26 protein-coding genes are annotated in these 25336 nt (G+C 38.5%); 14 read left to right on the top strand and 12 right to left on the bottom strand.

Features of this window, described 5'->3' with window-relative positions; genetic code table 11:
- Nucleotides 1-189, top strand: a 189-nt coding sequence (locus V7K25_RS30935) for a hypothetical protein (protein WP_335163655.1), incomplete at its 5' end; no start/stop codon positions are given.
- Here V7K25_RS30935 and V7K25_RS30930 read toward each other — a convergent pair.
- The 4 genes from V7K25_RS30930 to V7K25_RS30915 form a co-directional block, all read right to left on the bottom strand.
- Nucleotides 184-774, bottom strand: coding sequence for a DM9 repeat-containing protein (locus V7K25_RS30930; protein ID WP_335163653.1), 591 nt, complete (start codon nt 772-774; stop codon nt 184-186). The two genes, V7K25_RS30935 and V7K25_RS30930, sit on opposite strands and share 6 nt — an antisense overlap.
- A 1380-nt stretch (nt 775-2154) precedes the next feature.
- Nucleotides 2155-2502, bottom strand: coding sequence for a hypothetical protein (locus V7K25_RS30925; protein WP_335163651.1), 348 nt, complete (start codon nt 2500-2502; stop codon nt 2155-2157).
- A gap of 1189 nt (nt 2503-3691) precedes the next feature.
- Complete coding sequence (locus tag V7K25_RS30920; RefSeq protein WP_335163649.1) at nt 3692-4831, bottom strand: hypothetical protein; 1140 nt, start codon at nt 4829-4831, stop codon at nt 3692-3694.
- A 374-nt stretch (nt 4832-5205) separates the two neighbouring features.
- The gene (locus V7K25_RS30915; RefSeq protein ID WP_335163647.1) at nt 5206-5571 is read right to left on the bottom strand and encodes a hypothetical protein; all 366 of its coding nucleotides are present in this window, start codon (nt 5569-5571) and stop codon (nt 5206-5208) included.
- A gap of 148 nt (nt 5572-5719) precedes the next feature.
- Here V7K25_RS30915 and V7K25_RS30910 point away from each other — a divergent pair, with 148 nt between their 5' ends.
- Nucleotides 5720-5959: a hypothetical protein gene (locus V7K25_RS30910; RefSeq protein WP_335163645.1), complete on the top strand. Its 240-nt coding sequence runs from the start codon at nt 5720-5722 to the stop codon at nt 5957-5959.
- Nucleotides 5960-6121: 162 nt separating this feature from the next.
- On the opposite strand, the gene recD2 is transcribed toward V7K25_RS30910, so the two are convergent.
- Together recD2 and V7K25_RS30900 are read right to left on the bottom strand one after the other, a co-directional pair.
- A complete protein-coding gene (recD2, locus tag V7K25_RS30905) occupies nt 6122-8389 on the bottom strand; it encodes an SF1B family DNA helicase RecD2 (protein WP_335163643.1) in 2268 nt (755 codons plus the stop codon).
- A gap of 230 nt (nt 8390-8619) precedes the next feature.
- Nucleotides 8620-9579, bottom strand: a complete 960-nt coding sequence (locus V7K25_RS30900; RefSeq protein ID WP_335163641.1) for a S1/P1 nuclease — start codon at nt 9577-9579, stop codon at nt 8620-8622.
- 123 nt (nt 9580-9702) lie between these two features.
- Between V7K25_RS30900 and V7K25_RS30895 the strand changes: the two genes are divergently transcribed.
- Complete coding sequence (locus tag V7K25_RS30895; protein ID WP_335163639.1) at nt 9703-9828, top strand: hypothetical protein; 126 nt, start codon at nt 9703-9705, stop codon at nt 9826-9828.
- 344 nt (nt 9829-10172) lie between these two features.
- Here V7K25_RS30895 and V7K25_RS30890 read toward each other — a convergent pair whose 3' ends face one another.
- Together V7K25_RS30890 and V7K25_RS30885 are read right to left on the bottom strand one after the other, a co-directional pair.
- Nucleotides 10173-10445 (bottom strand): GlsB/YeaQ/YmgE family stress response membrane protein, encoded by a 273-nt coding sequence (locus V7K25_RS30890; protein WP_335163637.1) that lies wholly within the window; start codon nt 10443-10445, stop codon nt 10173-10175.
- Between the two features lie 466 nt (nt 10446-10911).
- A complete protein-coding gene (locus V7K25_RS30885; RefSeq protein ID WP_335163635.1) occupies nt 10912-11265 on the bottom strand; it encodes a hypothetical protein in 354 nt (117 codons plus the stop codon).
- A 420-nt stretch (nt 11266-11685) separates the two neighbouring features.
- Between V7K25_RS30885 and V7K25_RS30880 the strand changes: the two genes are divergently transcribed.
- Nucleotides 11686-12144 (top strand): hypothetical protein, encoded by a 459-nt coding sequence (locus V7K25_RS30880; RefSeq protein WP_335163634.1) that lies wholly within the window; start codon nt 11686-11688, stop codon nt 12142-12144.
- Here V7K25_RS30880 and V7K25_RS30875 read toward each other — a convergent pair.
- Both V7K25_RS30875 and V7K25_RS30870 read right to left on the bottom strand, forming a co-directional pair.
- Nucleotides 12134-12295 (bottom strand): hypothetical protein, encoded by a 162-nt coding sequence (locus V7K25_RS30875; protein ID WP_335163632.1) that lies wholly within the window; start codon nt 12293-12295, stop codon nt 12134-12136. The two genes, V7K25_RS30880 and V7K25_RS30875, sit on opposite strands and share 11 nt — an antisense overlap.
- Before the next feature lie 191 nt (nt 12296-12486).
- Nucleotides 12487-14034 carry an FAD-binding domain-containing protein gene (locus tag V7K25_RS30870; protein ID WP_335163630.1) on the bottom strand — a complete coding sequence of 516 codons (1548 nt, stop codon included), beginning with the start codon at nt 14032-14034 and terminating at the stop codon, nt 12487-12489.
- Nucleotides 14035-14379: 345 nt separating this feature from the next.
- Here V7K25_RS30870 and V7K25_RS30865 point away from each other — a divergent pair, with 345 nt between their 5' ends.
- The 10 genes from V7K25_RS30865 to V7K25_RS30820 all read left to right on the top strand — a co-directional run bounded on the left by V7K25_RS30865 (nt 14380) and on the right by V7K25_RS30820 (nt 23247).
- Nucleotides 14380-14556, top strand: coding sequence for a hypothetical protein (locus V7K25_RS30865; RefSeq protein ID WP_335163628.1), 177 nt, complete (start codon nt 14380-14382; stop codon nt 14554-14556).
- A 153-nt stretch (nt 14557-14709) separates the two neighbouring features.
- Nucleotides 14710-14958, top strand: coding sequence for a helix-turn-helix domain-containing protein (locus V7K25_RS30860; protein ID WP_335163626.1), 249 nt, complete (start codon nt 14710-14712; stop codon nt 14956-14958).
- Between the two features lie 531 nt (nt 14959-15489).
- Nucleotides 15490-16344 (top strand): hypothetical protein, encoded by an 855-nt coding sequence (locus V7K25_RS30855; protein WP_335163624.1) that lies wholly within the window; start codon nt 15490-15492, stop codon nt 16342-16344.
- Nucleotides 16345-16414: 70 nt separating this feature from the next.
- Nucleotides 16415-16966, top strand: a complete 552-nt coding sequence (locus V7K25_RS30850) for a hypothetical protein (RefSeq protein WP_335163622.1) — start codon at nt 16415-16417, stop codon at nt 16964-16966.
- 141 nt (nt 16967-17107) lie between these two features.
- Nucleotides 17108-17608 (top strand): hypothetical protein, encoded by a 501-nt coding sequence (locus tag V7K25_RS30845; protein WP_335163621.1) that lies wholly within the window; start codon nt 17108-17110, stop codon nt 17606-17608.
- A gap of 210 nt (nt 17609-17818) precedes the next feature.
- On the top strand, nt 17819-19834 hold the full coding sequence (locus V7K25_RS30840; protein ID WP_335163619.1) for an NERD domain-containing protein: 2016 nt from the start codon (nt 17819-17821) through the stop codon (nt 19832-19834).
- Nucleotides 19835-19884: 50 nt separating this feature from the next.
- A complete protein-coding gene (locus tag V7K25_RS30835) occupies nt 19885-21108 on the top strand; it encodes a phosphate/phosphite/phosphonate ABC transporter substrate-binding protein (RefSeq protein ID WP_335163617.1) in 1224 nt (407 codons plus the stop codon).
- Nucleotides 21109-21121: 13 nt separating this feature from the next.
- Nucleotides 21122-21247, top strand: coding sequence for a hypothetical protein (locus V7K25_RS30830; RefSeq protein WP_335163615.1), 126 nt, complete (start codon nt 21122-21124; stop codon nt 21245-21247).
- Between the two features lie 72 nt (nt 21248-21319).
- Nucleotides 21320-22258, top strand: a complete 939-nt coding sequence (locus V7K25_RS30825) for a 5'-nucleotidase, lipoprotein e(P4) family (protein WP_335163613.1) — start codon at nt 21320-21322, stop codon at nt 22256-22258.
- Nucleotides 22259-22479: 221 nt separating this feature from the next.
- The gene (locus V7K25_RS30820) at nt 22480-23247 is read left to right on the top strand and encodes an endonuclease domain-containing protein (protein ID WP_335163611.1); all 768 of its coding nucleotides are present in this window, start codon (nt 22480-22482) and stop codon (nt 23245-23247) included.
- A 353-nt stretch (nt 23248-23600) separates the two neighbouring features.
- Here the strand turns inward: V7K25_RS30820 and V7K25_RS30815 are convergent, their stop codons facing one another.
- Both V7K25_RS30815 and V7K25_RS30810 read right to left on the bottom strand, forming a co-directional pair.
- On the bottom strand, nt 23601-23897 hold the full coding sequence (locus tag V7K25_RS30815) for a hypothetical protein (RefSeq protein ID WP_334875960.1): 297 nt from the start codon (nt 23895-23897) through the stop codon (nt 23601-23603).
- A 558-nt stretch (nt 23898-24455) separates the two neighbouring features.
- Nucleotides 24456-25007 (bottom strand): cytochrome b, encoded by a 552-nt coding sequence (locus V7K25_RS30810; protein WP_335163609.1) that lies wholly within the window; start codon nt 25005-25007, stop codon nt 24456-24458.
- Nucleotides 25008-25336: the final 329 nt, after the last annotated feature.

Genomic DNA, 25336 nt, shown 5'->3' with positions numbered 1-25336 from the left:
TCCTGCCAATGTGCCGTCCATACTACAACTTCGCTGTGCCTACCTCAATGGTCAACTTGCTATCTAATGTCTTTGCAAAAATGGGATGCTCCCATCACAAATGCCCTAGATACAGTGACTAAAAAAGACATTATTGGATGGTTTACTCACTGTTGTTACTATATTGCACCCAACTGGGAACCGCTATAGACATGTATACTTTGACGGCCGCAACCTACAGCTAGGATCAACCGGAACCGGATCCGGAACCGGAACCGTTCCTATTGCTAACACATCATACGAGCTAGCGAAAATTTCGATGTTAATACCGAAGTAACACAAGCCGTCAGGTGTTAATTTTCCTATTGCAGTTCCACCATTGTATGAAGCTCGACAGGAATAGAGACTATGACCATTTTCAAAGCCAATAGGCAGAGCGTTTCCTGGTATTATTTGTTGGCTTGATGATGCTTGCCAATAGTAATCAAATTCCTTGTTGGGGTCAGATTTAAGAGGCTGTGTTAACACAACAGAGTTAGATAAAGGCAACCAATGTTCAAGCCCTCCGTAACTTATATCACAAGTACCGCTATTTAAACGGCTTTTACCTGGGTAAACTCCGTTATTCCATATAACTGCACATACATACATAGGTGTACCGTCAAAGTCATTACCACCAAATACAGCATTGGCGGGTATGTTTTGAGCGAAAGTAGAAGATGCTGGAATAATAGTACCAGCAACTATTGCCAAACTTGCTAAAGTACTCTTAATGCAAAAAGTGCTAAAATTCATGATTATTTTTTTTTGATAAGAGAAAGCATAAGTAGATATATCACAGATAGCTTGTCAGTTTTTATTCTCTCTTTAAGAATAAATAAGAGCGAAAAAATAGGTTAGTTTTGACTAATTTTGATAATTTCATTTTGGTATTCATTGTGAGTCATTTTATTAATTCCTAGTTGTTTCGGGTTTTGTGTTTTTGTTGAAATGTCGGGAAATACTTGAGGCCATACCCCCTTACATTCCCCCGATTTTTTTTGGCTTTTTGCAAGGGTTTCAGCAATTTGTAATATGCTCACGTTATGCCGTGTAGTACGGTTTTTTGATTGGATGTAAGATTTTTTTAGGTGTGATATTTTTTACTAATTAATTAAAACCTAAGTGTTTATATGTAAACTAGACTTTCTCAACCTCCTTTTGCGATCGCACTCACCCAACCCAAAAACAAACCCCGTGCTACGCGAGTAAGACGGGGTGAGAATTGGGATAACGGGGGAATGGGACATTAATCGAAGTCGTCAGGCATTCCCGCCTCTTTTAGCGTCTCCTGTAGCTTGTGGTAGGTCGCTAGGGACGGGTGAGATAGTGAGATGTTTTTTGGTTTCTCTTTACCTCTCATCGTTGCATTGAAGTTAATAGTGTCAGTTGCGTAAGTCCTGAAAAATTAAAGCTTCAAACCGTTTTTAACGTATAATCGGAGCTGGACTATATCTTAGGAAAAAACCAACGTTTTCAGGAAGTTGGTCAACGTCGAAACGAATAAAATTATCAATATAATGCGCGCTGCCATTATATATTATGTAGTCATTAACCCAATCCCCACCGCTTGCAGTGAGTTCAAGATAAGGAGTCCCATACGGACTAAAGTCAGAATTGTTAAACTTTATTTCAAAGTTAGGACTCTCGCCGACTTTAATTAAATCCCATCCTAACTATCAAAACCTACGTTCTTACGGGGTTATTGCTGCCTAATTTTGTCCGGAGCATTGATTTAAAAAATAACTTTCTATCGATTGCTTATCGTGCTTTTTAAGTTTTGATAGGATAACGTACCACATCATATAGCAATCCTAAATGAAACAGAAACTAATGGTACATTTATACTAACTTGAAATTATTTACTAATCACCAAGAATTTTATTTTTCTAGGCTGCATCAGTATGAACCCTGTTCGGATCTGAAATAGGATTGCTATATACTGCTCATAAGTTTTGAAAGTGAATTGTGAGAGTGAGAATTGTTGTAATAATACTGTTCCAAAAAAGTCAAATCAATTTTATCGTCAAGTTAATTGATATAATCCAGGCGTGACGAGCATCTCCTTCGCTTCAGAATTATTATCATTCTTGGAAGAGGGTTAAATTACAATTAGTACCAGTTTCTCATAATTAATCAAAGTTTTGTATAAACATAGTCTTCTGTAAAGGTCTGGGGCAGATCGCATTTACCGTCTGTTGAATATATGTTAATTCTGATAAGATTTGGCACACTAAGAACAGTAATTGTACTATACAGTTTTGTCTGACAACCAGTTGAAAGATTGGTACGACTTATAACAGCGTCAGCAGTGCGATTATCAAAGAACACACCACTGATTGTATGAATATAAGCAGGGGCATCGGTTATCGTACCCACTAAAGTGCAACGGTTTTGGGTAAAATTCCAAATAATATTATCTGCTCTTTTCCACGAACCGCTGACGTTGGGGCAAGTTTGTTGAGCGATTGCAGATTCTTGCATGGGAGCAAAATAACCTAAGACCAAACTGGAACTAACAATAAGCAAACCAAAAAATTTTTTCATGGAGATTAGTTGTTCTAATGGTGTTAGCACTCAGGCGGGGAGACAATACAGGGCGACCGCATCATGTCAATAAGACTATTTCATTCTCAATATGTATTTGGATAGTTTTTGGTTGACCGATATATACTTTTTTGGTATTGAAAAACAAATCAAACAAAATAGATTGCAGCCTTTGATAGCAGATTATCATTCGTATTTATTTGTAAAAAAAAATAAATAGAAGTTTACATAATTCTTTATATGGTTAAATTCAACTGAAGCATAAGTTAAATTTAAATTAGAAGAACAGAAAGCTGAAATTATTGAAAGAGTGCAGACTTTTCTTTCTGTGTTTGAGGGTGTCGGTTAACAAATTCTAAGGCATAACCTCTTCCCGGCTCCCCTGCTCTCCTGTTCAAAACGGCGGCGATCGCAACATTTGCCAGTGGTCGCAGAAAATAGCCTAGAAGCCCTTTAGGATGGTGCTATAGAGAATTAACAGTTAGAAATTATCCCTATTTATAACTATTTGTATAGTGATAGCCGCGTCTCCTGTTTTGCGATTTGAAAGTGCGCGGCTCTCTCAAAATTTCAGCGTTTACAATCACAAGAACTCCCCTTTTTTTGAGTTGGTTAACTGTGGAAATTCTCGACCAAGTTTTACCTGAAAGGGTTCATAGAAACAATCCAAGGGTTGTGAAAAAGCCTGTATCAAAATTTCGCTCTAAAAAATTTAAACACCGAGGCACTGGAACAATAACCAATCCTCCTGTGTTTGTTGTTTCAAGCACTGCATAGCCTTAACTGAACCATATTGGGTTATAGGCTTATTCATCATTAGACTTATTCATCAAATCTTTTGGAAGATTTTCGTAACATTCCGGTGGGGTCTTTGGCCTTATTAAAGTTGTTACAACATATTCATTTTCCCAAAATAAACGAATAGCCCAAAACACTTATGCCATTTAGACTTGAGAAAAAACACCCCATTGACATACTGCTGTGATTCACGCAGGGTCAAAAACGCTCAAAATCTAAGCCTGATAAAGGTTTGGTCATAGCCATCGCACCGATTGTGAAAAATGCGGGTCAAACTCAATTACAGTAAGTATCTTGGGCTTAACGTACATTCCTGTTCCAAAGCTACTCACGGGCGAAGTTCCACAATATCTTCAAATGACGAAACACTAATGCCATTACGTATTTCATACCCCTCAACTATAGCTTTTTTTAGTATATTCAAATCAAGGCTACCATCAAGGGAGTTAAAAACCACTTTACCTCCCAATTCTTCGTAATTATAAAAAATTACATCAAGATAAACTTTGTTTTTAAGTCGTAGTCCATCAAAAAGTTTGAGGATACCTTTAGCAAATTGTGGATATAGGGAGTAAGAGTTGCCTAACCAATCAAGTATTTGAGACTCGGTAACACTGTAGTCGATGTTAATTGCTTGTAACGCTTGTAATAGACCTTGAGCAGTAGAAGGCGGTACAACACCCTCATTGAAGGCGATGACACGTCCCAGCTTGATAGTCCAATTGACATTATATTGGGAGTTGCTGCCGCAGCCTGCTGGTGAATCAGTACCTGGCTGATAATCACTGTTACTAAGTTGACCTACTAGCCTAGTTCCCTCACGCAGTTGCTTTCCGGAGAAGGTGTGTACGGCAGACGCCACGGCCCCATCACAGTTGGCGAATAGTAAGCCTCCTCCGTAGGACACGACCCAACCAGCCAAAGCGCCGAGCGCGGTACCAATGATCGGCACAACGCCGGTACCAATCGAGGCCCCGAGTGCGGCACCAATGGCCGGTCCTGCTGCCTTTACCGCAAGCTCTGCTCCTTTAGTGGCGAGGGTTTCAGTCGCTTCGAGAAGTGTCTTCTCGACAGTACTAGGATCAGAATGGCCATTATTAACGATGTTATAGGTAAAGACAGCCGTCTCGTTTTCGCCCACTTCTACGTCCTTGAACATGATCGCTGTCGGGTAGGTGCCGTTGTTGAGGTCGCCAAGCGACTGCGAGGCCGAACGAGTCGGACGGCCTGCGACTGCGACGCTTGCCGCAATGAAATCAGTATCCTCATGGCGCGAACGAGTGTTGGTGATTGTGAACGAGTCAACGCTGAAATTGTATAAATATTTAAGAGATGGCGGTTTAGGAGAAGAAAGTGTAGGTTTTGTATAAATTGCAGATAAAAAACTTACGGTACCGGCTGTAAATATTTTTGCAAAGTTCCGTCTACTTACGTTAACAGTAGGAATATAAAATTTCCGAAAATTCATGATTTTTTCCTTGGATAAGAGAAAACATAAGTAGATATATCACAGGAAGTTTCCCAGTTTTTATTCTTCCTTTAAGAATAAATAAGAGCGAATGATTGTGACAAAAATCTGTTACTAACCCTCATTACGATGTATTTTTTGATTTATGCACATGAACAAAAATTAAATAGATGATGTAGAGCGATCGCATTCAACCACCAAAGCAAAACCCCGTGTTGTGTGAGATGCTACGGGGTGCGAACTGGGATTGTGGGGAAATGGGTGATTGATTGGGTGTGATGGGATTAGGACGGGGTTTTGTGGTGTGTGGGAGTTAGTTAGACTTGGCGTTATTGCTGATGAAATAGTTTATTTTCTGGAAGTTCCTTAACCTTTTACTGTTGAAGGATATCTATATACTGAACCTTTTCAATACCAAACTGATCACAAGTACCAGTACCTGTGATCGTGACCTGTTGCCCACTTTGGTAAGCCGCCAATAGACCTTGAGTCAGCAAGCTTCCGATACCAGTAACGGCATTGTTATAGGCATAAACTCCCTGTGCAGAACAACTTGTGTTCTGATTAGGTATCAGTTGAATACTAACGCGTGGCGTACCAGTTGAAACGTTGTCGAGCCGTAATTGCTTGATCGTGCCCGTATTGACGCTTGCAAATGCCATCGGTGTCGTTAGAAGTACAAAAGATGCTACTAACCCCCCGATTGTGTACTTTTTCTTAAAAATATGAAATTCTACCATTTTCTTTTTTCCTTGGATAAGAGAAAGCATAAGTAGATATATCACAGGGAGCTTCCCAGTTTTTATTCTCTCTTTAAGAATAAATAAGAGCGAATGATTGTGACAAAAGGCTGTTGGCGAGAATGTCGGGAAAAAGGGTTTCCCGACATTGGGCTTAAATACCCGTACTGTAGGGATTAAGACTGTATTACACTGGCTTCAGTATTTCCGAGATGGCGTACCAATTTTCTACAGGGAACTGGACTGCCAACTGCGTTGGCTAGCGACGGTGGCTATCGCCGCGTCTCAACAAGCGATCGCACTTTGGCTAAAGTTATGTCAGTCGATCGCAATATTAAAAGCACTAGAGGGAGCAGCCCAAGTCGGTGGCAGCAGTAATTTGAGTTAAAGTGGCAGAGAATTGCGCGGGTGCATTGCGATCGCACTCTGGAATTTTCATAGTACCAGTGTACTGCTTTGTCACAAGCGATGCCTGCGGCGGTAAACTACGCTCTTGAAGCTGGCTTTTCCTCTAAGAATTTTATGGAGGCGATCGCAGAATGCTCATTAACTAGCCAGATTGTAACGCTGCTTGTAACCTCTCTTGCAATCTGGTATATCGCTCTTGGGACTTTGTAGAACGAACGCACATACTGATTGCCTTCTTGCTGCCAATAATAATCGCCAGTTTCTTGGCACGGGTTAACCCTGTATAAAGTAAATTCCGAGTCAGCATCATGTAATGTTGCGTGTACAAAGGCAAAATCACTACTGGGTATTCTGAGCCTTGCGACTTATGTATACTAACGCTCCAGGCTAAAGCAAGCTCATTCATGTCAGCATAATCATAAGTAACATCGCGCTCTTGGTACTGGACGATTACTTCCTGTTCCTCAGTATCAATAGTAGTAATAAATCCCACATCACCGTTAAAAACTTCGCGTTGGTAATCGTTGGTTAATTGAATTACTCTGTCACCAACTCTAAAAATAGTCCCACCCCTGGTTACTTCAATTTTTTCAGGGCTAGGTGGATTAATCAATTGTTGCAGTACATTATTAAGATTGCGCGTACCGACTAATCCCCGTGACATTGGGCAAAGCACTTGTACATCAGTCGCCGGGTTAAAACCAAGCCGAGGAACCAAATCAGTAATCAATTCGCTAATTGCCTGTACCCCATGTTCTGGTTGTAATCCTCCACCGTGCCAAAGACAATCAGATTCAGGTGTGTCTGAAATTGATTCAATATTGGGATATTGCCCCCGGTTAATTAGATGCGATGCAGTAATGATTTTGCTAGTAGCAGCTTGGCGAAATACTTGAGTGAGGCGCACCACAGGTACTTGACGCGAATTAATTAAATCAGCCAGCACGTTACCCGCACCCACCGATGGCAATTGGTCAATATCTCCCACCAACAGCAGTTGGGCATTGTCTGCAACTGCTTGAACCAAAGAATACGCTAGAAATAAATCCAGCATACTAGCTTCGTCTACAATAATTGCACTATGAGGTAAGGGGTTAGTGCGATGGCTACGCCCGCCGCAGGCATCGCGTTTAAAACTGCGAGTTCTGGGGTCAAATTCCAAAAGGCGATGTATCGTTTTTGCCTCCAACCCTGTCATCTCGCCTAACCTTTGGGCAGCCCGTCCAGTTGGTGCAGCCAGGGCAATTGATTTACCCATTGCCTTCCATAAACTGACTATTGTGCTAGTGCAGAATGTTTTTCCCACACCAGGGCCACCTGTAATTACGGTGAATCGAGAGTAAGCAGCCGTCTCTACTGCTTGTTGCTGTTCGGGTGATAATGAAACTTGGCGGCTACTGCTAAAACGCTCCAACCAGGCACGGACGCGAGGAATATCAGAACTGATGGGATAGGAGAGGCGATGGCGTACCAATTGGGCTAAGTTTTGTTCGGTGTAGAAGTAAGTAGGTTTGTAGCAATTGACCGTTTTATCGGCATTACGTTCTCTAATTAGCTCATCTTTCAAAGCCATATCTTTGATAGTTTGAGCGATGGCATCTTCTGTTGGTTGATGCTCCTGGGTAGTGAGGAGTTTAGTCACCGATTCAATTAGTTCTGTTTGAGGTAAGTAGCAATGTCCGTCTTCTGCTGCTTCACTCAAAGCATGAACAAGTCCTGCACAGTAGCGAAACTGGGAATCGGAAGGAACTCCCAAGTTACGGGCAATTTTATCAGCAGTTAAAAAACCAATGCCATAGATATCAGTCGCTAGCTGGTAGGGATTATGGGTAACTGTATCTATGGATTTATCCCCATATTGCTTGTAAATTTTGACTGCGTAAGTGGTGCTAACGCCGTGACCTTGCAGAAATACCATCACTTCTTTAATGGCTTTTTGCTCGTTCCAGGCTCTTTGAATCATGGCAATACGCTTTTTGGCGATACCGTTGACTTCGCTCAAGCGCTCGATTTGGTTTTCAATAATATCTAGAGTCTCTATCCCAAAATGGGCAACAATCCGTTTAGCTGTAACAGGCCCCACACCTTTAATTAGACCACTACCTAAATACTTCTCAATTCCTGTAAGAGTTGCAGGTTTGGTTTCCTTGTAGTTAACAACTTGAAATTGCAAACCATACTGGGGATGTTCGCGCCAAAACCCCGTTAATTGCAGCGTTTGTCCGGGTTGAATATCTGCAAAGCTGCCAGTAATTGTAGTTAGTTCCTTGGCACTGGGGCGTTGCAAACGTGCCACCGTGTAACCTGATTCTTGACTGTAATATGTCAAGCGTTCCACTACTCCCGTAATTGATTCGTGCTTGGGAGTAGCGTTGACTTGCTGCTGGTTTGACAGGGGTGTGGTGGACATCGCTTTCAGGAAACGGCGCAGCCATTATACTCGATGCTCACTGTTTTAGAAGTAATGGGGTAAAGTTTAATAGTATTTATGTACTATACACGAAATTATAGTTATTTTAGAACTTGTTGACACCTTCACTCCAATTATCCCAAAACCTAAGCGATCGCTCTACGCTCTAATAAAATCAAAAACCACCCACATCATGTAGGTGGAGAGCAAAAGAGATTGTATATCTTTTATCACTTGCCGAACAGTTTATTAAGCACATCAGCTAGACGGTAGCCTGCCAAACTAATTCGACGTTCTGCTATTGGTTTGGCGGTAGCAGCATAATTTGGCGGTAACGGCTTTCCATCACTTTTATCACTACTGCCAGAAAGTTTACCATTGAGATATGCTTTTTGTTTAGCGATATTAAAACTCTCTACTTTTGCCCAATTATTAAATTGAGTTTCTCTTAATTCTGGCAATTTACTGCGTTGATAGTCGGCTCTTATCTTGGTTGCGGTGTTGCGAACAGTTTGAAAATTTTCTGAGCCTAGTATGAGGTCATCCCAGAATTTATGCAAACTGATTGTTTGACTATCTGGGTTAACTCTAATATAAAAACGTGTACCGCCTCTATCACCTTCTGGTTCTTTATACTGATTAGTAATTAATTTGGTAGTATGCAATGGCTGATGCACATCTCCTACTAGATGGAATAACCAGCATATTGCAACTGCTTTTTCGCTGTTGGTGGCATTACTTTGAACAATATCAAGATTTTTTTGGAAAGCAAATATAATATTTTCTTCACCGGGAATTTGACGAGGAATAGAGTTTGAAGAACTGCCTGGTTGATAAGGAAAATTGATATAGTGCCAAGTTGGGCGATCAAATGTTTGATTGCCACGAGCTTCATCTGGCCATTTTGCAGCCCACATAAACAAGTACAAGTTTTTATTTTCAGCAGAAATATTAGATTGTTTGAGGGAATTCCACTGCTGCTCAAATTTAGAGTATTCAGGGTGTTGCTTCAAAATGGCAACCATTTTATCAATTACTTGTTGATGATTCTGCTTGAGTTCACTGTAAGCGATCGCTCCTGAAACCATGTGGCCAGCTTTATTCCAAGCAAAAGCTGGGTACTGCCAAATCAGGATTGTTGATAATGCTGTCAATAAAGAAAACTTAGCGAAAGAATGTAACTTCAGCATAAAATTCTTTGTTAGAAAATACAGCTAAAGTATAGGTTGCATTCAGGTAAGTTAGGGTTAAATTTGCATGAGAAAAATAAATCACAATAAACAAAGCTCTACATTGACGAATTTAAGGATGCGATGCCACCGGTTCATGGCGGGTACGCCATCGCAGGAGTGATGCGGTGTGTAGTCAATGCAGCAGCAAAGATGTTGAGCATATCTCGTGCTGGCAGTTTCCAGATGATTGAATGTCCAGATATGTAGCGATCGCTTTGCTCTAGGGGTGCAATTTTTCTTCTAAGAATATCCGAACTGCATTACTGACCGAGGAGCAATTTAGTCTAGTTTGTGTCTATTCCTCTTGCATTAGCCTATAGTCCCTGCCTCAAGTGTGGGAATTTTACTTTGTGGGTGCGTGCGTAGGCGAACGCGAGTAGCGTCTCTAAGAGTTGCCCATCGCAGACTTGAACCGCATCGCACCCCAACAAAATAATATTAGCGCCTACCTAAATATAGGTAAGCGCTACTGTTTTATTTCAATATCAGGGAGAAAATATAGTGAGATGAATTCCCTGATTTTTGTTATTAATTGATTCCAATTTAATTGATTACACAGCACTGCGACGGTTCAGCAAGTTCCACAAGAAAACAGCGACAATTGCGCCAAGAACCGCTACTGCAACACCAGGAATGCTCAAAGTGGGGGCGGCTAATGTCAAGGTTCCCGTACTGAAGAATACACCCAAACTACCACCAACAAAAGCACCGATAATTCCTAATAAGATTGTTCCGAGAATTCCGCCGCCTTGATGACCGGGGTAGATAGCCTTAGCGATCGCACCAGCAATTAGACCTAAAACAATCCAAGCAAGAATATTCATTGTTTTAATTTTATAAACGTTTTTTCCTGACAAATAAACAATAGCAATCTAAACATTGACATTCAATCTATCAACAGAACAAATTATTAATAGCCTTGAGGATGAATGCTATTACTTCTGGTGATATACCCACTAAATCCAATGGATAATCAATAAAAAAGCGCCTAGTTGGTCTTGAACTAGGAGCTTCGTTTATTCATTGCTTGATAATTGCAGTATATGCATTTTTAATGATTTATCTCATCTACTTAAAGAATTAAGCTAGGGAATTAAACCAACAACTTCAAGAACTCAACGAGCGAGTTGACACCCCACCTGCTATAAAATAAGTATTCGACAGCAGTTAGTTTATGCGATGGCTCAAGCGTCCGCAGCGATCGCTCTTAATCAAGAGAGGAAACCCTAAGCGACACCAAACAGCCCGTTGCAGGCATCGCTCCCACTTGGGCCAGAACTGAAAATCTTATCACTCCCCATCCCTAACCTCTAACTGATAAATCCGCATCGATGGATGTTCGTCCATCATCCGCCAGTAATATCCAGTAGGCGGCGGCGACACCCTACCACCGCAACGGTACAAAAAGATTGGCTCACAGGAGTGCATAGCTTTTTTCATCACTTGCTCTAAACTGGGGTCTGGGTTCTCGCTGTTGTACCAAATAATGTGCGCTTTTCCCAAGTAACCCGCATTTAGCAGACTAGCAAACAGCCATTCCATCAGCGATTGAATTTGCTCTTGAGGGACACCGCAGGCTTGTTGCCCGTAGCTATCAATAGTTGGCTGGGCTGGTTTAGGTTTGAGGAAGTTTAAGAATTTCATGACTGTGAGAAACGCAACTATTACCAGAGTTCCCATTTGTTGAGGCGATCGCTCTTGAAGCCTTTGGTGCGTAGTTTACATACGTTGGCATCGCTCCTCTTAACAAAGTTATCGCTCCAGGGGTGTAACTTTTCTTGTTAAATCTCAAAAGGCTTGCCCATAAAAGATTGTGGATCAAGCACAGCATATACGGTACAGTAATTAAAATTTGGTGTTAAAGGTGAATTGCAATGTCTCACATTGCTTTGACGGTTGAAAAAGGAGCTAATGTTAGCCATAACGATGCTTTATCTTTTTTAACCCATCAGCCTACCATACTGCTATTTACCTTATATTAATAGTACCCTTTGGGATAATATTAAGTTTGGATAGATAAATTGTTATTCCACAACAGCATTTAGAACAAAAAGGAAGTCTCTAATGGTCAATAGTTTGACTGCTCGTCAAATTAGAAAGGCAACAAACCGTTTTGTTATTGGTACTGCTGCAATGGCTGTTGCTTGCAGTAGCATTGCTTTGATTCCAGCACCTGCTGAGGCAGTTACTCGTAACTATTCATGTAGTGCTGGAGGTTTTACAGGCACAATTCGAGTCGATTACAATCAAGGCATCGGAAGAAATGCAAGCTCAATAATAGAAGTCTCCTATAAAATTAACAAGGGAAGTAATAAAGGCGGAAATAAAGCAAATGTTGGTTATAGTGACGGAGGAACCCTACCCATTAAAAAATTCTATACCGGAGATGCAGGCATCCAAGATAATCAATGGCATTACTTGGGTGGCAGCTATACACGAGGTTTTGGAAGCGTCGCTGCTAGGTTCGTTTTTGATAAAAGCAGGGCTTCTGATCCTAGTTGTAATGTGAAAATTACATTCTGATAAAAGGATTGAGGTCATCGAAAAAATCGCTTGCATCTGTGCTGGTGTTGGTAGCAATGGGTAGTCTGTGGTTAGCGATCGCACTTCCAACTTTTCCTCGCTTGATTTTCAGAAGGGCGACACCGATAGCGTAGCGTAAAGCCTGCGGCATGGCTTCTCTACGAGACGCTGCGCGAACGCTTAGAGCGACGCAGGAGCGTCATAGCCTGCCGTAGGCATCGCACCAAAGGCAACTTGTAAACGTTGCCGCAAATAATATTAGCGCCCACCTAACTAGAGGTAAGCGCTATTGGTTTATTAAATTCAGGGTATTTCACTTTTGTTGCAGAGAATTCTGTTTAACTACTCTAGTTCTGCCTCTAATTCCTTGAATTCTTTGTACTGTCTATCTTTGTGCTGCCAGTATTTATTTACTGTTTCTTTAGCTGCAACTGCACTTTCATATTCATCTCCACCTTGGAGAGTTAATCTTTCTCTTACTTTTTTCCGAAGGTCAGAGATGATTTTACCGTTAATTTTGCGGGTTTTAGCCCAATCTAAAATAGTTTGTGGATAAGAACTAGTGCCAATATATTTACCTTGAATAATTTCTGGTAGACTGTAACCTTTTAGTTCACTTACCCAATAGTAAATAAATTTGAGGTCTGGGTCTTTTTCCTGAATATTCTTATTTGGGTTATATATGCGAAAAGTATCACTTAAGGGATTAGTAACACCTGATTGCATTTGCCACTGCCAATTATCAATTGCTAAATCTCCATCTACTAAATAGTTCATATAATGTCTAGCGCCGTGATGCCAGGAAATACCACAGTTGATAGTTAAAAACGTTGCACACATTGCCCTCATGCGAAAGTTCATCCAACCCATAGTTTTTAGTTGTCGCATACTGGCATCTAGGAGAGGAAAGCCTGTCATTCCCTCCTGCCAAGCATGAAACAGTTCTTGCTTTTGTGGTGGTAACTCTAGGGGTGTATACCATTCATCAAATTCCGGGTAGCGGTTTTGATAAGCTATTTCTGGATAAAAATAAAGGCGTTGTGTAAAACTATCATGCCAGCGTAAGCGGTCACGATATGCTTTTAATGAAAATTCTGCTTTGGGTTGATTTGTAAGTTCTGCTGCCCTTGCCTTAGTACGTTGGTAAACAATGCGAGTTGAAATAGTCCCAAAAGTCAGATGTGGTGATAGGTGAGATGTTGCACCTTGCTGTGCTAACCAAGGGCGTGAAAGTTTCCAATGATAGCCGTTGAATCTACTTTTAAGAAATGATTTTAATGTAGCTTGTGCCTGTGTTTCTCCACCAATAAAATATATCTGTTCTGTTTGACAAAAGGCTGAATACTTTTGTTTTAGTTCAGAAAATGTAATTTGGGGTACGTTTAGAGAAAGTGATGGAGTGTTGATATTAGTGGGAGTTTGATAAATAGATTGTCTTTGGTATGTGTAATACTCGTTAAACCACTGCTCACGTTTATCTTGTGATTGTAAAAAGTTATTTAGCCCCAGATGATATTCGAGATTTAATGCTTGATACAAATTAACTATATTTTTATCTCGGCTAATACCATACTCAACTTGGACATCACGATTTAAGTAGAGTTTTGGTCTATGTCCCTGCTGTGTTAATTGTTGAGTTAATTCTTGTATAATCTCTACAGAATTACCTTCAAATAATATTAGTTTGCTGCCTAATTTTTGTAAATTGCTATCTAGATTCTCTAAAGACTCAAACAAAAACCGCACCCGTGCTTTACCGACATCAACCCATTGATAAAACCAAGGGTCAATAATGAAGAATGGTAAAACTCCTGCATTATTGGCAGACGCTAATGTGACAATTTCGTTATCAGTTAAACGCAAGTCTCGACGAAACCATAGAAGGTGCATAACTCAATTTTCTATATCAACTTAATAATACAATTGTACTAAATAATTTTAATGGTGGAACTAAAACTATGACCTACGCCTACAGCATGGATGACGGGGTGCAGGTAGCTAATCAGGGGGCTACTGACATTGAGGCGTGATGTTGGAAGTGGCGGGGATTAAGATGGAGCAGCTGTAGGGGTGCGTAGCTTGCCGCCGTAGGCATCGCATTAAATAAAAGCGCAGCAGTATTTAAAAGATGTGTAATTTACCCAAGGCTAATTTTGTTGGGAAATATTAGGTTTTTCAGATTCATTGACTATGCGATCGCCCTTCAGTTATGGGACAAGCTGAGGCGATCGCAGTTTGGCAATTTTTCCTCTAAGAATTTCTTTGGTTAGCTATGATACTTGCTTGATGGGGGTGCGATGGGGCGATGCCTGCGGCGGCAAGCTACGCCTGTCTACTACATTTCCTCTAAGAACGCGATCGCCTATGCTGGGCTTTAAGAGCGATCGCCCATCCAAACTTTTCCTCGCTTGATTTCAAGTTCAACATCACTTAAAAAACTTGCCTTCATTAAAGCAAAAAATAATTTCCGCGTATATACGGGGGACACTCTGCTTTGGCATGATTAATATGTAACAAATAATATAGCATCGGCTACTTAAGCTAAAAGGTAAAGTTTCAAAGTAAATGACTATCAAAAAACCCTTGGCTATCAAACAGCCAGAGGTGGGGCAGATCATTCATGATTTGCGGCTTTTGGCTGGGCTAACGCAAGAACAATTTGCAGCAACTCTTGGCGTTACTTATACCACGATTAATCGTTGGGAAAATGGACGCTCTAAACCGTCGCCGCTAGCGATGGGGAAGATTGAGGAGATGTTGGAAAAAATGGCCGACGAGGGGCAGGATTTATTGGCTAAGTATTTGCCGAATTAGTTGTTTGCCCAGTTTTGGTATGAGCGGTGGGTTTTGCCCATCGCAGATTTAACCTGCTTTCTTCAGATTAATTACGGTCAAGGGAAATACGGGAATGAAGGGGCGACTACTCCAACTAGATGATGTCAGGCACATAGACAATCCAGAAAACGTAGCATCTTTATTTCAAAAAATGAGCTTCCCAAGCTAGCACCTATTTTAAATTCTCAAGATTCTGCACATTGGTTTCCAATTCCGGGAATGTATGGTGGGTTTAGTTATCGGTTAGCAGTTCAAGACCAACAAGTTGCACTTATTACTGAAAGTTGGTGCAGAGTCGTGGGAGGTTCAGGGCAAAGGCACAAAATTACAGACCAAGGGATTGAGTTGTTAGAAGAAGGGTTTGTATAGCATTTTAGGAAAAATTCAATGGCGATCGCCCCAACAAGGTAAAGACTAATGACCTACTGGCTGTTTAAAGGCAACCCCGAATCTTACCGCATCAATGCTACAAATATCCAAAAATCTTGAAGAATTTAACGGTTAAGTCTCATGTTTTACAAGCAATTAAAAAGAAATTTAGTTGTAGGAATCATCGTAGTCTCTAGTCTCATTACTTCTAGTCCTGGCTTATCGCAGATTCAACCTAATTCAAATAAATGGGTTGTTTTAAGTAAAGATGTATCTTATCGAAAAGTTGAGCTTAACTGGAATTCTATTGAATTTGAGCCAAATCATTTAAGTGCTGGTTTTACTTACAAAGTTGCTAAACGTTCAGGAATGGCATTTGTTGATTGTGGTAATAACTCAGCGAGAGTTTATTATGCTTTAGTTGAAGGTTATGGCAAACGTTTTATTAATAATGGTAGAGGAACTTGGCGTACACCTAATAATACTAGTGAAAAGAAAATGATTGATTATGTATGTGGAGAAGCAGTGAGTCAAAGAAATAAATTGATTAATGAACTATTAAACTCATCTGATTGCACATCTATTCGCCAAGTACTTGTCTCTACACCAGGAATCTTAAATCACGGTATACCAATTAAACTTTACTCCAAAGCTAGGAAATTCGATAAAAATAATAACGGTTATGCCTGTGAACCTGGAGAGGAGGCAGATATCTCTCAGCAACAAATAAATACAGAAACTTCAGCCAAGGTAAATATAGGTTGTGTTCCTAAGAATAATCAATCTCGTATTCTCTCTACCCCTAACCCTAACGATATTCATCCTAATTGGAGGGGCGAAAGCTATATTGGAACATCTTGGAGTTTAATAATCAAAGAAATAATTAAAAACAATACAATTATTTATCTTAAAGGCGATTTATACTCCCCACGTGGAGGACTTATAAACGAAAATGTCTTTGTTCTAGAAAATGAGTGGGATTGTTCTCCTAACTGAAATTATCAAATATCCTTAATGCGTAAATCCGACGAATAATAACATAAATGAGTTATTTTTAACATGATATATGCAACTAATACTGGAATATCTAACACCTGCCTTGTTAATTACTAATCTTCTTAGTCCTGTTGCTGCGATTGCAAAACCTATTGATTATGACAAGCTATGTCCCCAACCAAAAAGTACAGAATCGTCTTCACTGCAAAGCAGAACTTTTAGGTCTTCAGATGGTATGACTTTTGAACTGCCAGTCAACTATCATGTAGCCAACATTAAAAATACCTTAACTGTGCTTGATGATGCTGCATATAAGTATATGCAATGTGGTTTTAGAAACAAAATTACCTCTGGTTATTATGTGGATTCAATTGAAATTTCTATTGCACATGATAGAGAAACGCTCCTTTATGTTCTCAAAAATTATCACACCGAAACTATAAAATTTGGAGAGCGCAAGTTTTTGATTTACAAATCTGAAGGTGAATATTCTCAAATTAATGCCATGACCTACGATGAGTCAAAGCATCGCTTGGTAACTGTATCTGCTTATTTGGATAATGGAAACAATATTGTGATGGAACCTGCATTTTATCAGATTCTGTCCACTCTTAGTTTTTAATCACTAAAATAGTTGCTCTTAGCACATCAAGTAAATATAAAGTGCTAACTGAAATCATCAAATCTCCTTAAGGCGTAAAACAAAACTATTGATAGCAATTTTAAACATCAGGTAAGGCATCTAATGAACGGTAATACAAACATGAGAACTAATCAGCAAGTCGTTGAAATCACAGGCGCTCCTGCCCAAGTCTGGGGAAATGTCTTAGTGCCAGCAAGAGGAACAATTCTTGTCAAAGTTACAGGTGATACCCTTCAAGGAACAACAAAAACTGGGTTAGAAAAGAGAGAGACTTGGATACGTGTTCAAAATATTGATTCAGTAGAAACACTAGAAGCCCCTATTTATGCATTATTGGGTTTTGGAGTATTTCTAGCTTTTTCAGCTTTGGGTGCGTTCAGCAACTCTTCTGGACTAGGTTTAATTTTACTTGTTGCAGCAATAGCCATAATTGTGTATGCAATAACTAATAAACGGCGGTATTTAGCTATCTACAGCCATCGGAATGCAATAGTTGTTTTCATGAATAAGTCTCCAGAACTTTATCAGCAGTTTGCTATGAATGTGTTGGCATTATCCCGCAAATTAAATGCGCCCAGTAATACACAAACAAGACAGCCTCAAACCCAAATTCAAGCTTAGTTGATTAAGTCTATGTATACGAACCCCAGGATAGGAAATATAAATTGAGGCTCCACTAAAATAAATTGCGATCGCTCCCATTCTTAGAGGAAACCCAAGCAATCGCACACTGTAATCAGTGTCACGCATTCAGTATTATTCAGAGTATTTTTTGTCCTGATATCAACTAATAGTATAGCGATCGCAAAACATAAATTTCAGGAGCATCAAATGGTTAACAGCACAGATACCCAAGCAACTCAAACATCCAATAGAGGAGGAATACTAAAAGTATTAGCTAGACTAGCAACAACAGGAATAATTAGTTTTGGAATTGGTGGAGCAGTCACTTTTGACCGTTATAACAACTATTGGAATCAAACAATATTTCGCGTTCAGACTGTTGATTTTAACATTTTATCTCATACTCTACCAACGAAACTTTCTTATGCAATTATTAAAAATAAACCACAAGAGGTACAACGTACTTTAGATAGTAATTATAGTTTATTTGGATTAATCGTTACAGACTCTAGTGGACAAAAAATAATTGCTTATTCAGGTAAAGATTCTGGAAAATCCTCATCTTGGAAAGCGGCTCTAAATCCACAAGAGTTAACAAAATATCCCTACGATGTGTTGCTTGATCCTCCACCTGTATTTGCACAGTGGACTTATAGTGATTCTCATGCTACTGAACGCAGTGCTACAAGTGTCACTAATCAAGGCCGTGTTATAGGTAGGGTTTATTATGTTAGGGGTGTAAGACCAACGTTTCAAGAGGATATTGCAACATTAGTAACTAATCCTTTTTCTGGAAGTAGCAGGATTCAAACTTACACAACAAGTTTAATAGCTTGCTTTGGGGGGACTTTACTGGTTTGGAGTGGTTTGGAGTTTATTCTTTACAAGAAACGATCTGAAAAACGAATAGCTGAAGAGAGAAGGCTAAGTGACCTTGCGATTACAGAAGAAAAAGCACGACGAAAAAGTGAATTAGCTGAACAAAAAAGACTGCGCGACCTTGAAGAAGCTGAAAAAGAAAAACAACAACAACTTGCTCAACTAAAAGCAATAGAACAGGAACTAATAGATAATAACCAATCTTTACAAGTTCAATTAGCTGAGAGAATTAATGAACTTCAATTGCTCCGAAAACAAAGAGATGATGAACGTAATCAGTTTGAAGAAGAAGCTAATAATCTAAGTAATTTAAATAACATATTTCAACAAGAAATTCTTAAATTAACAGAATCTTTGGAGAATTTATCAGCAAATGTTAACTCAATCGAATTACAAAAAGAATTAAAGCAAGCTCAAGAAAAATCACAGCAAAACCTAAAGCATAAACAAGAATATGAACAACGTATAAAAAAGTTAACACAAAAATTACAAATTATTCAAAATAAACAATTACAAACTAGTGAACAAAATGAACAGAGTAACAATGAATTACAAGAATTAAAGAAACAAAAATACGAAATTGAAAATGCTCGTTCTATCGTTGAATCTCAATTAGAAGAATTACAGAAAAATGAGGAAAATTACCAACAAGTTATAGAGAGGCTAGAACAGCAAATAAATCAACAAAATTATAGAGAACAAGAACTCAAAAAACAATTAGATAGTTTACGAAGTTCTTTGTCAGAGTCTCAAGAAAGAGAAAAACAATTAGAAAAACGTGCTGAACAAGCAAAAGCTGAATCAGAACGTTTAGCTGAAGAGATGGAACGTTATACCGAAGAAATTGGCAGACACCCTTTAAATAATTTTGAATTAGCTATCAAAGAATTTTTAGAAAATAACTTTTCTGATAGCAGAATAGAAATACAATTTGATGTAGCTACTAGAAAACGAGAAAGTAAATTTACTGATTTTATTCTTGTAACAAAACAGTGCTGTATCATTATAGAGGCTAAATCTTATAAAGGAGTGATTAAACCACTTGGTGATGCACGTAATACAGCATGGATTTGTCAAAGAGAAAATCAAGTTCTAAATATTTATTCCTCATGGGGTAAAAATCCTTACCGTCAATTAAAAACTTACTGTGATTCTTTAATGGAAAATAAAGATTTTCGTATTTACCATAACTTACCAGTATATGGTGTTGTTGTATTTCCAAAAAGTTCACGTATTGACAATAGTATTCAATCCAAAATAGATGGATTTTACAGAGTCACAACACTAGATAATTTAACCACTACAATTCAGGAATTAGACAATCAAGCTAATTCTTGGAATTAGGACAGATGAATGTATCATATAACATTACCAACAGAAACTTAGTATCTATCATGTTTAATCCTCGTAATCATCGGTATTTTATAAATTTTCTAGTATTGGTGGTAATTTTGGGTTCATTCGGTTGTAGTCCTAGTGAACCACAAAAATCCCCAACGCCTACAAGTTCCCCAACGTCTTCTACTGGTGGGATTACAGAACAGAAGTTAGAAACAAGTTCTTTAACTATAGGAATTTTGAGTAAGCCCAGTTACTATGAGGAATTAACTACTTACCTACGTGAGAAATTTGGTAATAAAGTACAAATAGTCATTGATGGTAATGAATCAATTTCTTATGAAGAAGCCCGAAAAAGGATGATAAATAAAGAATGGGATATTGCCTTTACTTTATCACCAATACTTTCTCTGGCTGCTAAAAATAATGATTATCATTTTGCAGCCCGGATGTTTCCAAATAATCCTCCATATTATCAGGCTACTTTATTCACAAAATCTAATAGTAGTATTCAATCTCTCAATGATTTAAAATCTACAAATACTATTGCTATGGGAGATTTTAATTCAGCATCTAGTTTCTATGTACCTGCTTATGACTTATTTGGTAAAAGTCTAAGGGTAGATATGGGGCATCGAGGAAAAGATATTAAAGACTTAGTTAAAACTGGAAAAGCTGATGTAGGCGCTGCTGCTTATGAGGCAGTTGCAAATGACAAAGATTTAAGAATCATTCACTTAAGCAAGGATATTCCTGGTTCTAATGTTTATTTATCACCTAAGCTTTCTGAATCTGACCGTCAGATAATTACAAAACTTTTGCTCAATGCACCAGAGAAGATTAAAAAACAAGCTAATTATGGTGGTGGTGAAGAATCTGATTATTCACAATTAATAAAGATTTCTCAAAGAGCTGAAGAAATTTTACGATGTGCAAATTTTCAGCAAAATCCAGTTAATTTTTACTGTAGTGATAGCTACCCAAATCCAAAACCTAATAATTCTAATAATACTTCAGAAATCTTAGGGCGAATTAATGGATGGAGTCACCAGGATAGTGAAACTGAAACTTTCAAGTTATCAGGAAAAGATAATAAAGTTTACCAAATAATCATACCTCGAAAAATCTTTGATCAAGTTCCTGGTGCTTCTAACCCAATTGCTTTACAAGGTAAAGAAGTCAAAATCATAAACGTTGCACCCCAAAAAGCACAAGCAGGAATGTTTGAATTAAAACTTACACAGCCTAATCAATTAAATGTATTAACAGATATTAGTTAAAGAAGGATTAGCTATGGTTTATCGAAAATACCTGAAAAACTGCCCTAGTGCCACTATTGTAGTACAGGCTGAAGCCGAAGCTAAACAACAACGTTTAAATATTTGGGCAGATTCACAATTTACTGCCCCTTGGGATTAACGTTCGCAAAAAAAATCCTCAAATAAATTCTAAACTTTCACAAAGAAAATCATTATAACCACCAAAATATATATGTCTAAACTACCCACTAAATTCTTTGCTGCTCCCGCGTTATTACCAGTGCTACTCCTGTCACAATTGCAGCAAGATACACAAGGAGTAATTAATAACCAACAATTAAATGAGCAATCAATGTTGGCAGTTAATTGGGTGCAACAATCTGGAGAATATAGAGCATTAACTTATCAAGCATTTAACATAGCTAAACTCACTTTTGATACAGCTAAATCAAAAAAGATTGCCCGCCCAGCTATTATAGTTGATATTGACGAGACAGTTCTTGATAATAGTCCTTATCACGCAGGGTTATTAGATACTAATAATGGATTTCAACTTACTACTTGGAATCAATGGATTAAGGAGGAGAAAGCAAAAGCTATACCAGGAGCAGTTGAATTTGTTAATTATGTAAATAAAAATGGGGGTAAGGTATTCTTTATTTCTAATCGAGATGAAAAAAGTGTTAAAAATGCTAAAAATAATGATTTAGAAATAGCTACAATTAACAATTTAAAATCAGTAAGATTTACAGGAATCTCTGAACGGACAGTATTGTTAAAAGGAGAGTTTACTAAACAGATTGACGGCAAAGAAAATACCTCTAAACAATGGCGTGTAGAAGCTGTTAAAAATGGTAGTGCTGATGGAAAAAGATATACAGTAATTGCCTTGATTGGCGATAATCTCAATGACTTTGATGAAACAATAGGCAAAAATAACCAACAACGTCGCGATCATGTAGACAAGAGCCGTAATTTTTACGGGATGTTTAATATAACAAAAGGGATAGTTAAACCTGCTTACATTGCAATACCTAATCCTATGTATGGAAACTGGGAAACAGGAATTTATAACCCACTGGCATTTAAAAAACAAAGTCCTTTTGATATGACCCCAGGAGAAAGAAATCAACAACGCCGGGAATCTTTAAATCGGTGGTTGGGGAAGTAATATCAAATTCGATTGATTAGTTATAATTTTTGGAACTTTGCAAAACAGTAAAAACTTTTCTCCTATAGATACTCCTTAGCGATCGCTCCCAATCAAGCGAGGAAACCCAAGCAATGGTCTATATACACCCCACGCTCAGGCGATCGCTTCGCTCGTCATAGGCATAGCTCCCTCCCATTTTTAAGGGAAAAGTACACAAGCAATAGATGATAGTAAAAAATATGAATGTTGTAACTCAAGAGGTAAAGACTAAATTTAACCCATCAGGAGACGAGCAGAACCTTGATGAAAGCGCAATTGTATTAAAAAGTTCTAGTTTACCCTATTTTATAGAATTACGAACTTCTTCTTTAATTGATTATATTTTAAAAATATACTCAAAAAGTAGCTTTACTAGAAAAAGTATTAATGACTGGTTAGCTATAAGAAGTAAGTCAGGATTTTATAAAGAATTAGCTCCTAATTTACATTTAGCATACGCCGACCAACGTGATGGACATAATTCAAAACATTGGTGGACATTATTTTTTAATGATCATTACAAACAAGACATTTTGAATAATATAAAAATTGAAATATCTTCCGTTCAAAGCAAATATTCAAAAGATGATACTAATGCCCAGCATCAATGGGGTGGCTTAAATTTCAGGTCAAGAACAGAAGTTAGAATCGCACACGCTTTGTTTAGTCAGCGTGTTTTATTCTTTGCTAATAGTCGTGCTTTTATGGATTTAACTGACTTACCAATTTCTAATAGTGAAAATAGATTAAAAGAAAGAATAGAAATAGATTTTTTAGTTTTCTATAAACAAAAGTGTATGATTTTGGAAGTTGATGGAGAACATCATCAACAAGCATCACAAAAAACTAGAGACTATAGGAGAGATAGAGTCTTATTACGTGATGGTATTCGGACTGTTAGATTTAATGCAAATGAATGTTATAATCATCCTTTAGAAGTCGTTACCGAATTTTTAAATCTTTTTTAAGATAGGTAATTTTGACACTCACACCTGCGTAGGCTAGCAAGTACCGCAGGCATCGCCCTTCACAATTCACCAGCCGTTTGGAGACAGCATTAGGTAAAGTGGCAGCAAAAGTACTTTAATTGGTAGTTGCGTAGGCATACTATTCTTAGAGGAAAAGAGAAGCGATCGCTCCCACCTAATTCTTAGAGGAAAAGACAGCGATCGCTGATTCACTATGTGTTTTCTAGTACATTACTAGCCAGTTGTGACGTTCGCGCAGCGTCTCCAAGAGTTGCGATGACCGAGCGCTTTTCGTTGGCTGCGAAGAATAGTAGATTGAGGGTGTTATTAACTATTTTCTGTTCAAGAAATCCTTAGTTATGCTTATCGTGATAAATAGAACGGGAAATGGAGTTTTCTCGGCGGTTGAGTTGTTGCCGTTCCCGACTAGTTAAACGTCCATTTCTCAAGTCATGTCTCCGAGCCGCATTTAAAGATGCTTCTTTCCGTTCCAATGAACGATATTCACGTTTGTTAATACTGCCATTTTCAACACCCTGAGTAATTCGATGTTGCTGATGTACTTCCCGATGATAGACTTCTTGAGCCGAAGCTACTGTCGGCAAAAAAATTACAGCAGCGCACAAAGCAGCATAAGCAAAACGTTTCATGCAAATATCCTCAAATAATTTTAGTAAGCAAGCGAGAAATTAAGATTTTTTCAACATCTCTTAATACCGATGCTTGATGTCACAATCATATTTACCTCTTTGCAAAACCACCTCTGACTTTAGTCATGAGTCTGACCATGACTAAAGTCACTGTGTCAGGAGTGAGCTAGAAAAATGTTAAATCTAAGTTTTTCTGTAAGGCTATCTGGTAGTGATTTAGCGTCTCTGAAAGAGAAGAGAAGGCTTTACGCTACGCTATCGGTGATGCCCTTCAGCATTTACCAGCCGTCTTGAGTCAGCATTAGGCAAAGTAGAATGAGGAGCGATGGTCGCAAGCGAACCGCCGTAGGCATCGCCCCTCATTCTTAGAGGAAAAGTAGGGGAGCGATCGCTCGTGTTGAATTTACTAGTCGTTTAGAGACAGCACTCTTCAAGGTCGCAGTTAAAGCAGCATAATTCAAGCGTTCGCGTTCAGCGTCTCGTAGAGAGGAAACTTTATATATGGGTTATGATGAGCGTAGTTTACCGCCGCAGGTATCGCCCTCAAATAATTAAAAACTACACTGACATTTTATATAATCTCCGCCAAATGCCCCGTAAATATCTCCACTGTTGTAGGGTGTGTAAAATAATGAAAACGAGAAAAGTGTAAGATAACCAAAAATGTAAGTTTGTACCCAAAAGGGCTAATTGCCTATTCTTAACAAATAGCTGTGGTAAAGCAATATTAGTACCGAAGATAATGATATCATGACCACCAGCATTAGATAATAAGTAACCGCTTAAAGGGACAAATATCATAAATAAGTACAGAGATGTATGGACAAAAAATGTTTGCATCCAATTCTTTTTCTGCTGTGATAAACGCTTGTTATTTAGCTGAATACGTAACAGGAAAGTAATTCGTGCTAGTAACAAACTCATGACTATAACTCCAAGAGTTTTGTGGAAGTCATACAAAGGTCGTCGATAGAAAACATCACGTCCTAAGTGAGTCATGTAAATTCCACCAGCGAACAAAACCAAGTAGAAACTTGCCATCAGCCAATGTAGAAACCATAGACGCTGTTGTGTAATCTTTTTTCTTTTAGGTATCGCAATGACCGTCACTTTATTTACTCCGAAAAAAATTAATAGCAGATCAATACTGTTTTCAGCTATTGAGCGGATAAAATACAGTACAAGTTACTAGTTTTCAGGATGGTTTAACTAATTACTAATTCGTCAGAAATTCCGAGAGCCTTTTTGGGATTTTAAACAAATATAATCGGTGAAATATGGTAGCACTAGAGAAAAAAGTCATGACTATAACCATGACTAAAATCATGGTTATAGTTATGACTTATACCAATTTAATATGAAGCTGCATAGAATAGAGCTTCCAGGATAAAGTTGTAAGAAGAGACTGAAATTACCTGCTCAAATGAAAGTTGGTCGAA

It is taken from the genome of Nostoc sp., from assembly GCF_036919495.1.
Taxonomy (GTDB): Bacteria; Cyanobacteriota; Cyanobacteriia; order Cyanobacteriales; family Nostocaceae; genus Nostoc.
This window is presented reverse-complemented; position numbering and strand designations above follow the sequence as displayed.

Excerpts from the sequence above, each read along its gene's own strand:
- V7K25_RS30820 (WP_335163611.1), top strand. The coding sequence starts at position 22,480 with ATGAATGTTGTAACTCAAGAGGTAAAGACTAAATTTAACCCATCAGGA.
- V7K25_RS30850 (WP_335163622.1), top strand. The coding sequence starts at position 16,415 with ATGCAACTAATACTGGAATATCTAACACCTGCCTTGTTAATTACTAAT.
- V7K25_RS30855 (WP_335163624.1), top strand. The coding sequence starts at position 15,490 with ATGTTTTACAAGCAATTAAAAAGAAATTTAGTTGTAGGAATCATCGTA.
- V7K25_RS30840 (WP_335163619.1), top strand. The coding sequence starts at position 17,819 with ATGGTTAACAGCACAGATACCCAAGCAACTCAAACATCCAATAGAGGA.
- V7K25_RS30835 (WP_335163617.1), top strand. The coding sequence starts at position 19,885 with ATGTTTAATCCTCGTAATCATCGGTATTTTATAAATTTTCTAGTATTG.
- V7K25_RS30875 (WP_335163632.1), bottom strand. The coding sequence starts at position 12,295 with ATGCCGCAGGCTTTACGCTACGCTATCGGTGTCGCCCTTCTGAAAATC.
- V7K25_RS30925 (WP_335163651.1), bottom strand. The coding sequence starts at position 2,502 with ATGCAAGAATCTGCAATCGCTCAACAAACTTGCCCCAACGTCAGCGGT.
- V7K25_RS30915 (WP_335163647.1), bottom strand. The coding sequence starts at position 5,571 with ATGGTAGAATTTCATATTTTTAAGAAAAAGTACACAATCGGGGGGTTA.
- V7K25_RS30885 (WP_335163635.1), bottom strand. The coding sequence starts at position 11,265 with ATGAAATTCTTAAACTTCCTCAAACCTAAACCAGCCCAGCCAACTATT.
- V7K25_RS30870 (WP_335163630.1), bottom strand. The coding sequence starts at position 14,034 with ATGCACCTTCTATGGTTTCGTCGAGACTTGCGTTTAACTGATAACGAA.
- V7K25_RS30890 (WP_335163637.1), bottom strand. The coding sequence starts at position 10,445 with ATGAATATTCTTGCTTGGATTGTTTTAGGTCTAATTGCTGGTGCGATC.
- V7K25_RS30825 (WP_335163613.1), top strand. The coding sequence starts at position 21,320 with ATGTCTAAACTACCCACTAAATTCTTTGCTGCTCCCGCGTTATTACCA.
- V7K25_RS30830 (WP_335163615.1), top strand. The coding sequence starts at position 21,122 with ATGGTTTATCGAAAATACCTGAAAAACTGCCCTAGTGCCACTATTGTA.
- V7K25_RS30920 (WP_335163649.1), bottom strand. The coding sequence starts at position 4,831 with ATGAATTTTCGGAAATTTTATATTCCTACTGTTAACGTAAGTAGACGG.
- V7K25_RS30930 (WP_335163653.1), bottom strand. The coding sequence starts at position 774 with ATGAATTTTAGCACTTTTTGCATTAAGAGTACTTTAGCAAGTTTGGCA.
- V7K25_RS30895 (WP_335163639.1), top strand. The coding sequence starts at position 9,703 with ATGCCACCGGTTCATGGCGGGTACGCCATCGCAGGAGTGATGCGGTGT.
- V7K25_RS30815 (WP_334875960.1), bottom strand. The coding sequence starts at position 23,897 with ATGAAACGTTTTGCTTATGCTGCTTTGTGCGCTGCTGTAATTTTTTTG.
- V7K25_RS30880 (WP_335163634.1), top strand. The coding sequence starts at position 11,686 with ATGGTCAATAGTTTGACTGCTCGTCAAATTAGAAAGGCAACAAACCGT.
- recD2 (WP_335163643.1), bottom strand. The coding sequence starts at position 8,389 with ATGTCCACCACACCCCTGTCAAACCAGCAGCAAGTCAACGCTACTCCC.
- V7K25_RS30860 (WP_335163626.1), top strand. The coding sequence starts at position 14,710 with ATGACTATCAAAAAACCCTTGGCTATCAAACAGCCAGAGGTGGGGCAG.
- V7K25_RS30900 (WP_335163641.1), bottom strand. The coding sequence starts at position 9,579 with ATGCTGAAGTTACATTCTTTCGCTAAGTTTTCTTTATTGACAGCATTA.
- V7K25_RS30845 (WP_335163621.1), top strand. The coding sequence starts at position 17,108 with ATGAGAACTAATCAGCAAGTCGTTGAAATCACAGGCGCTCCTGCCCAA.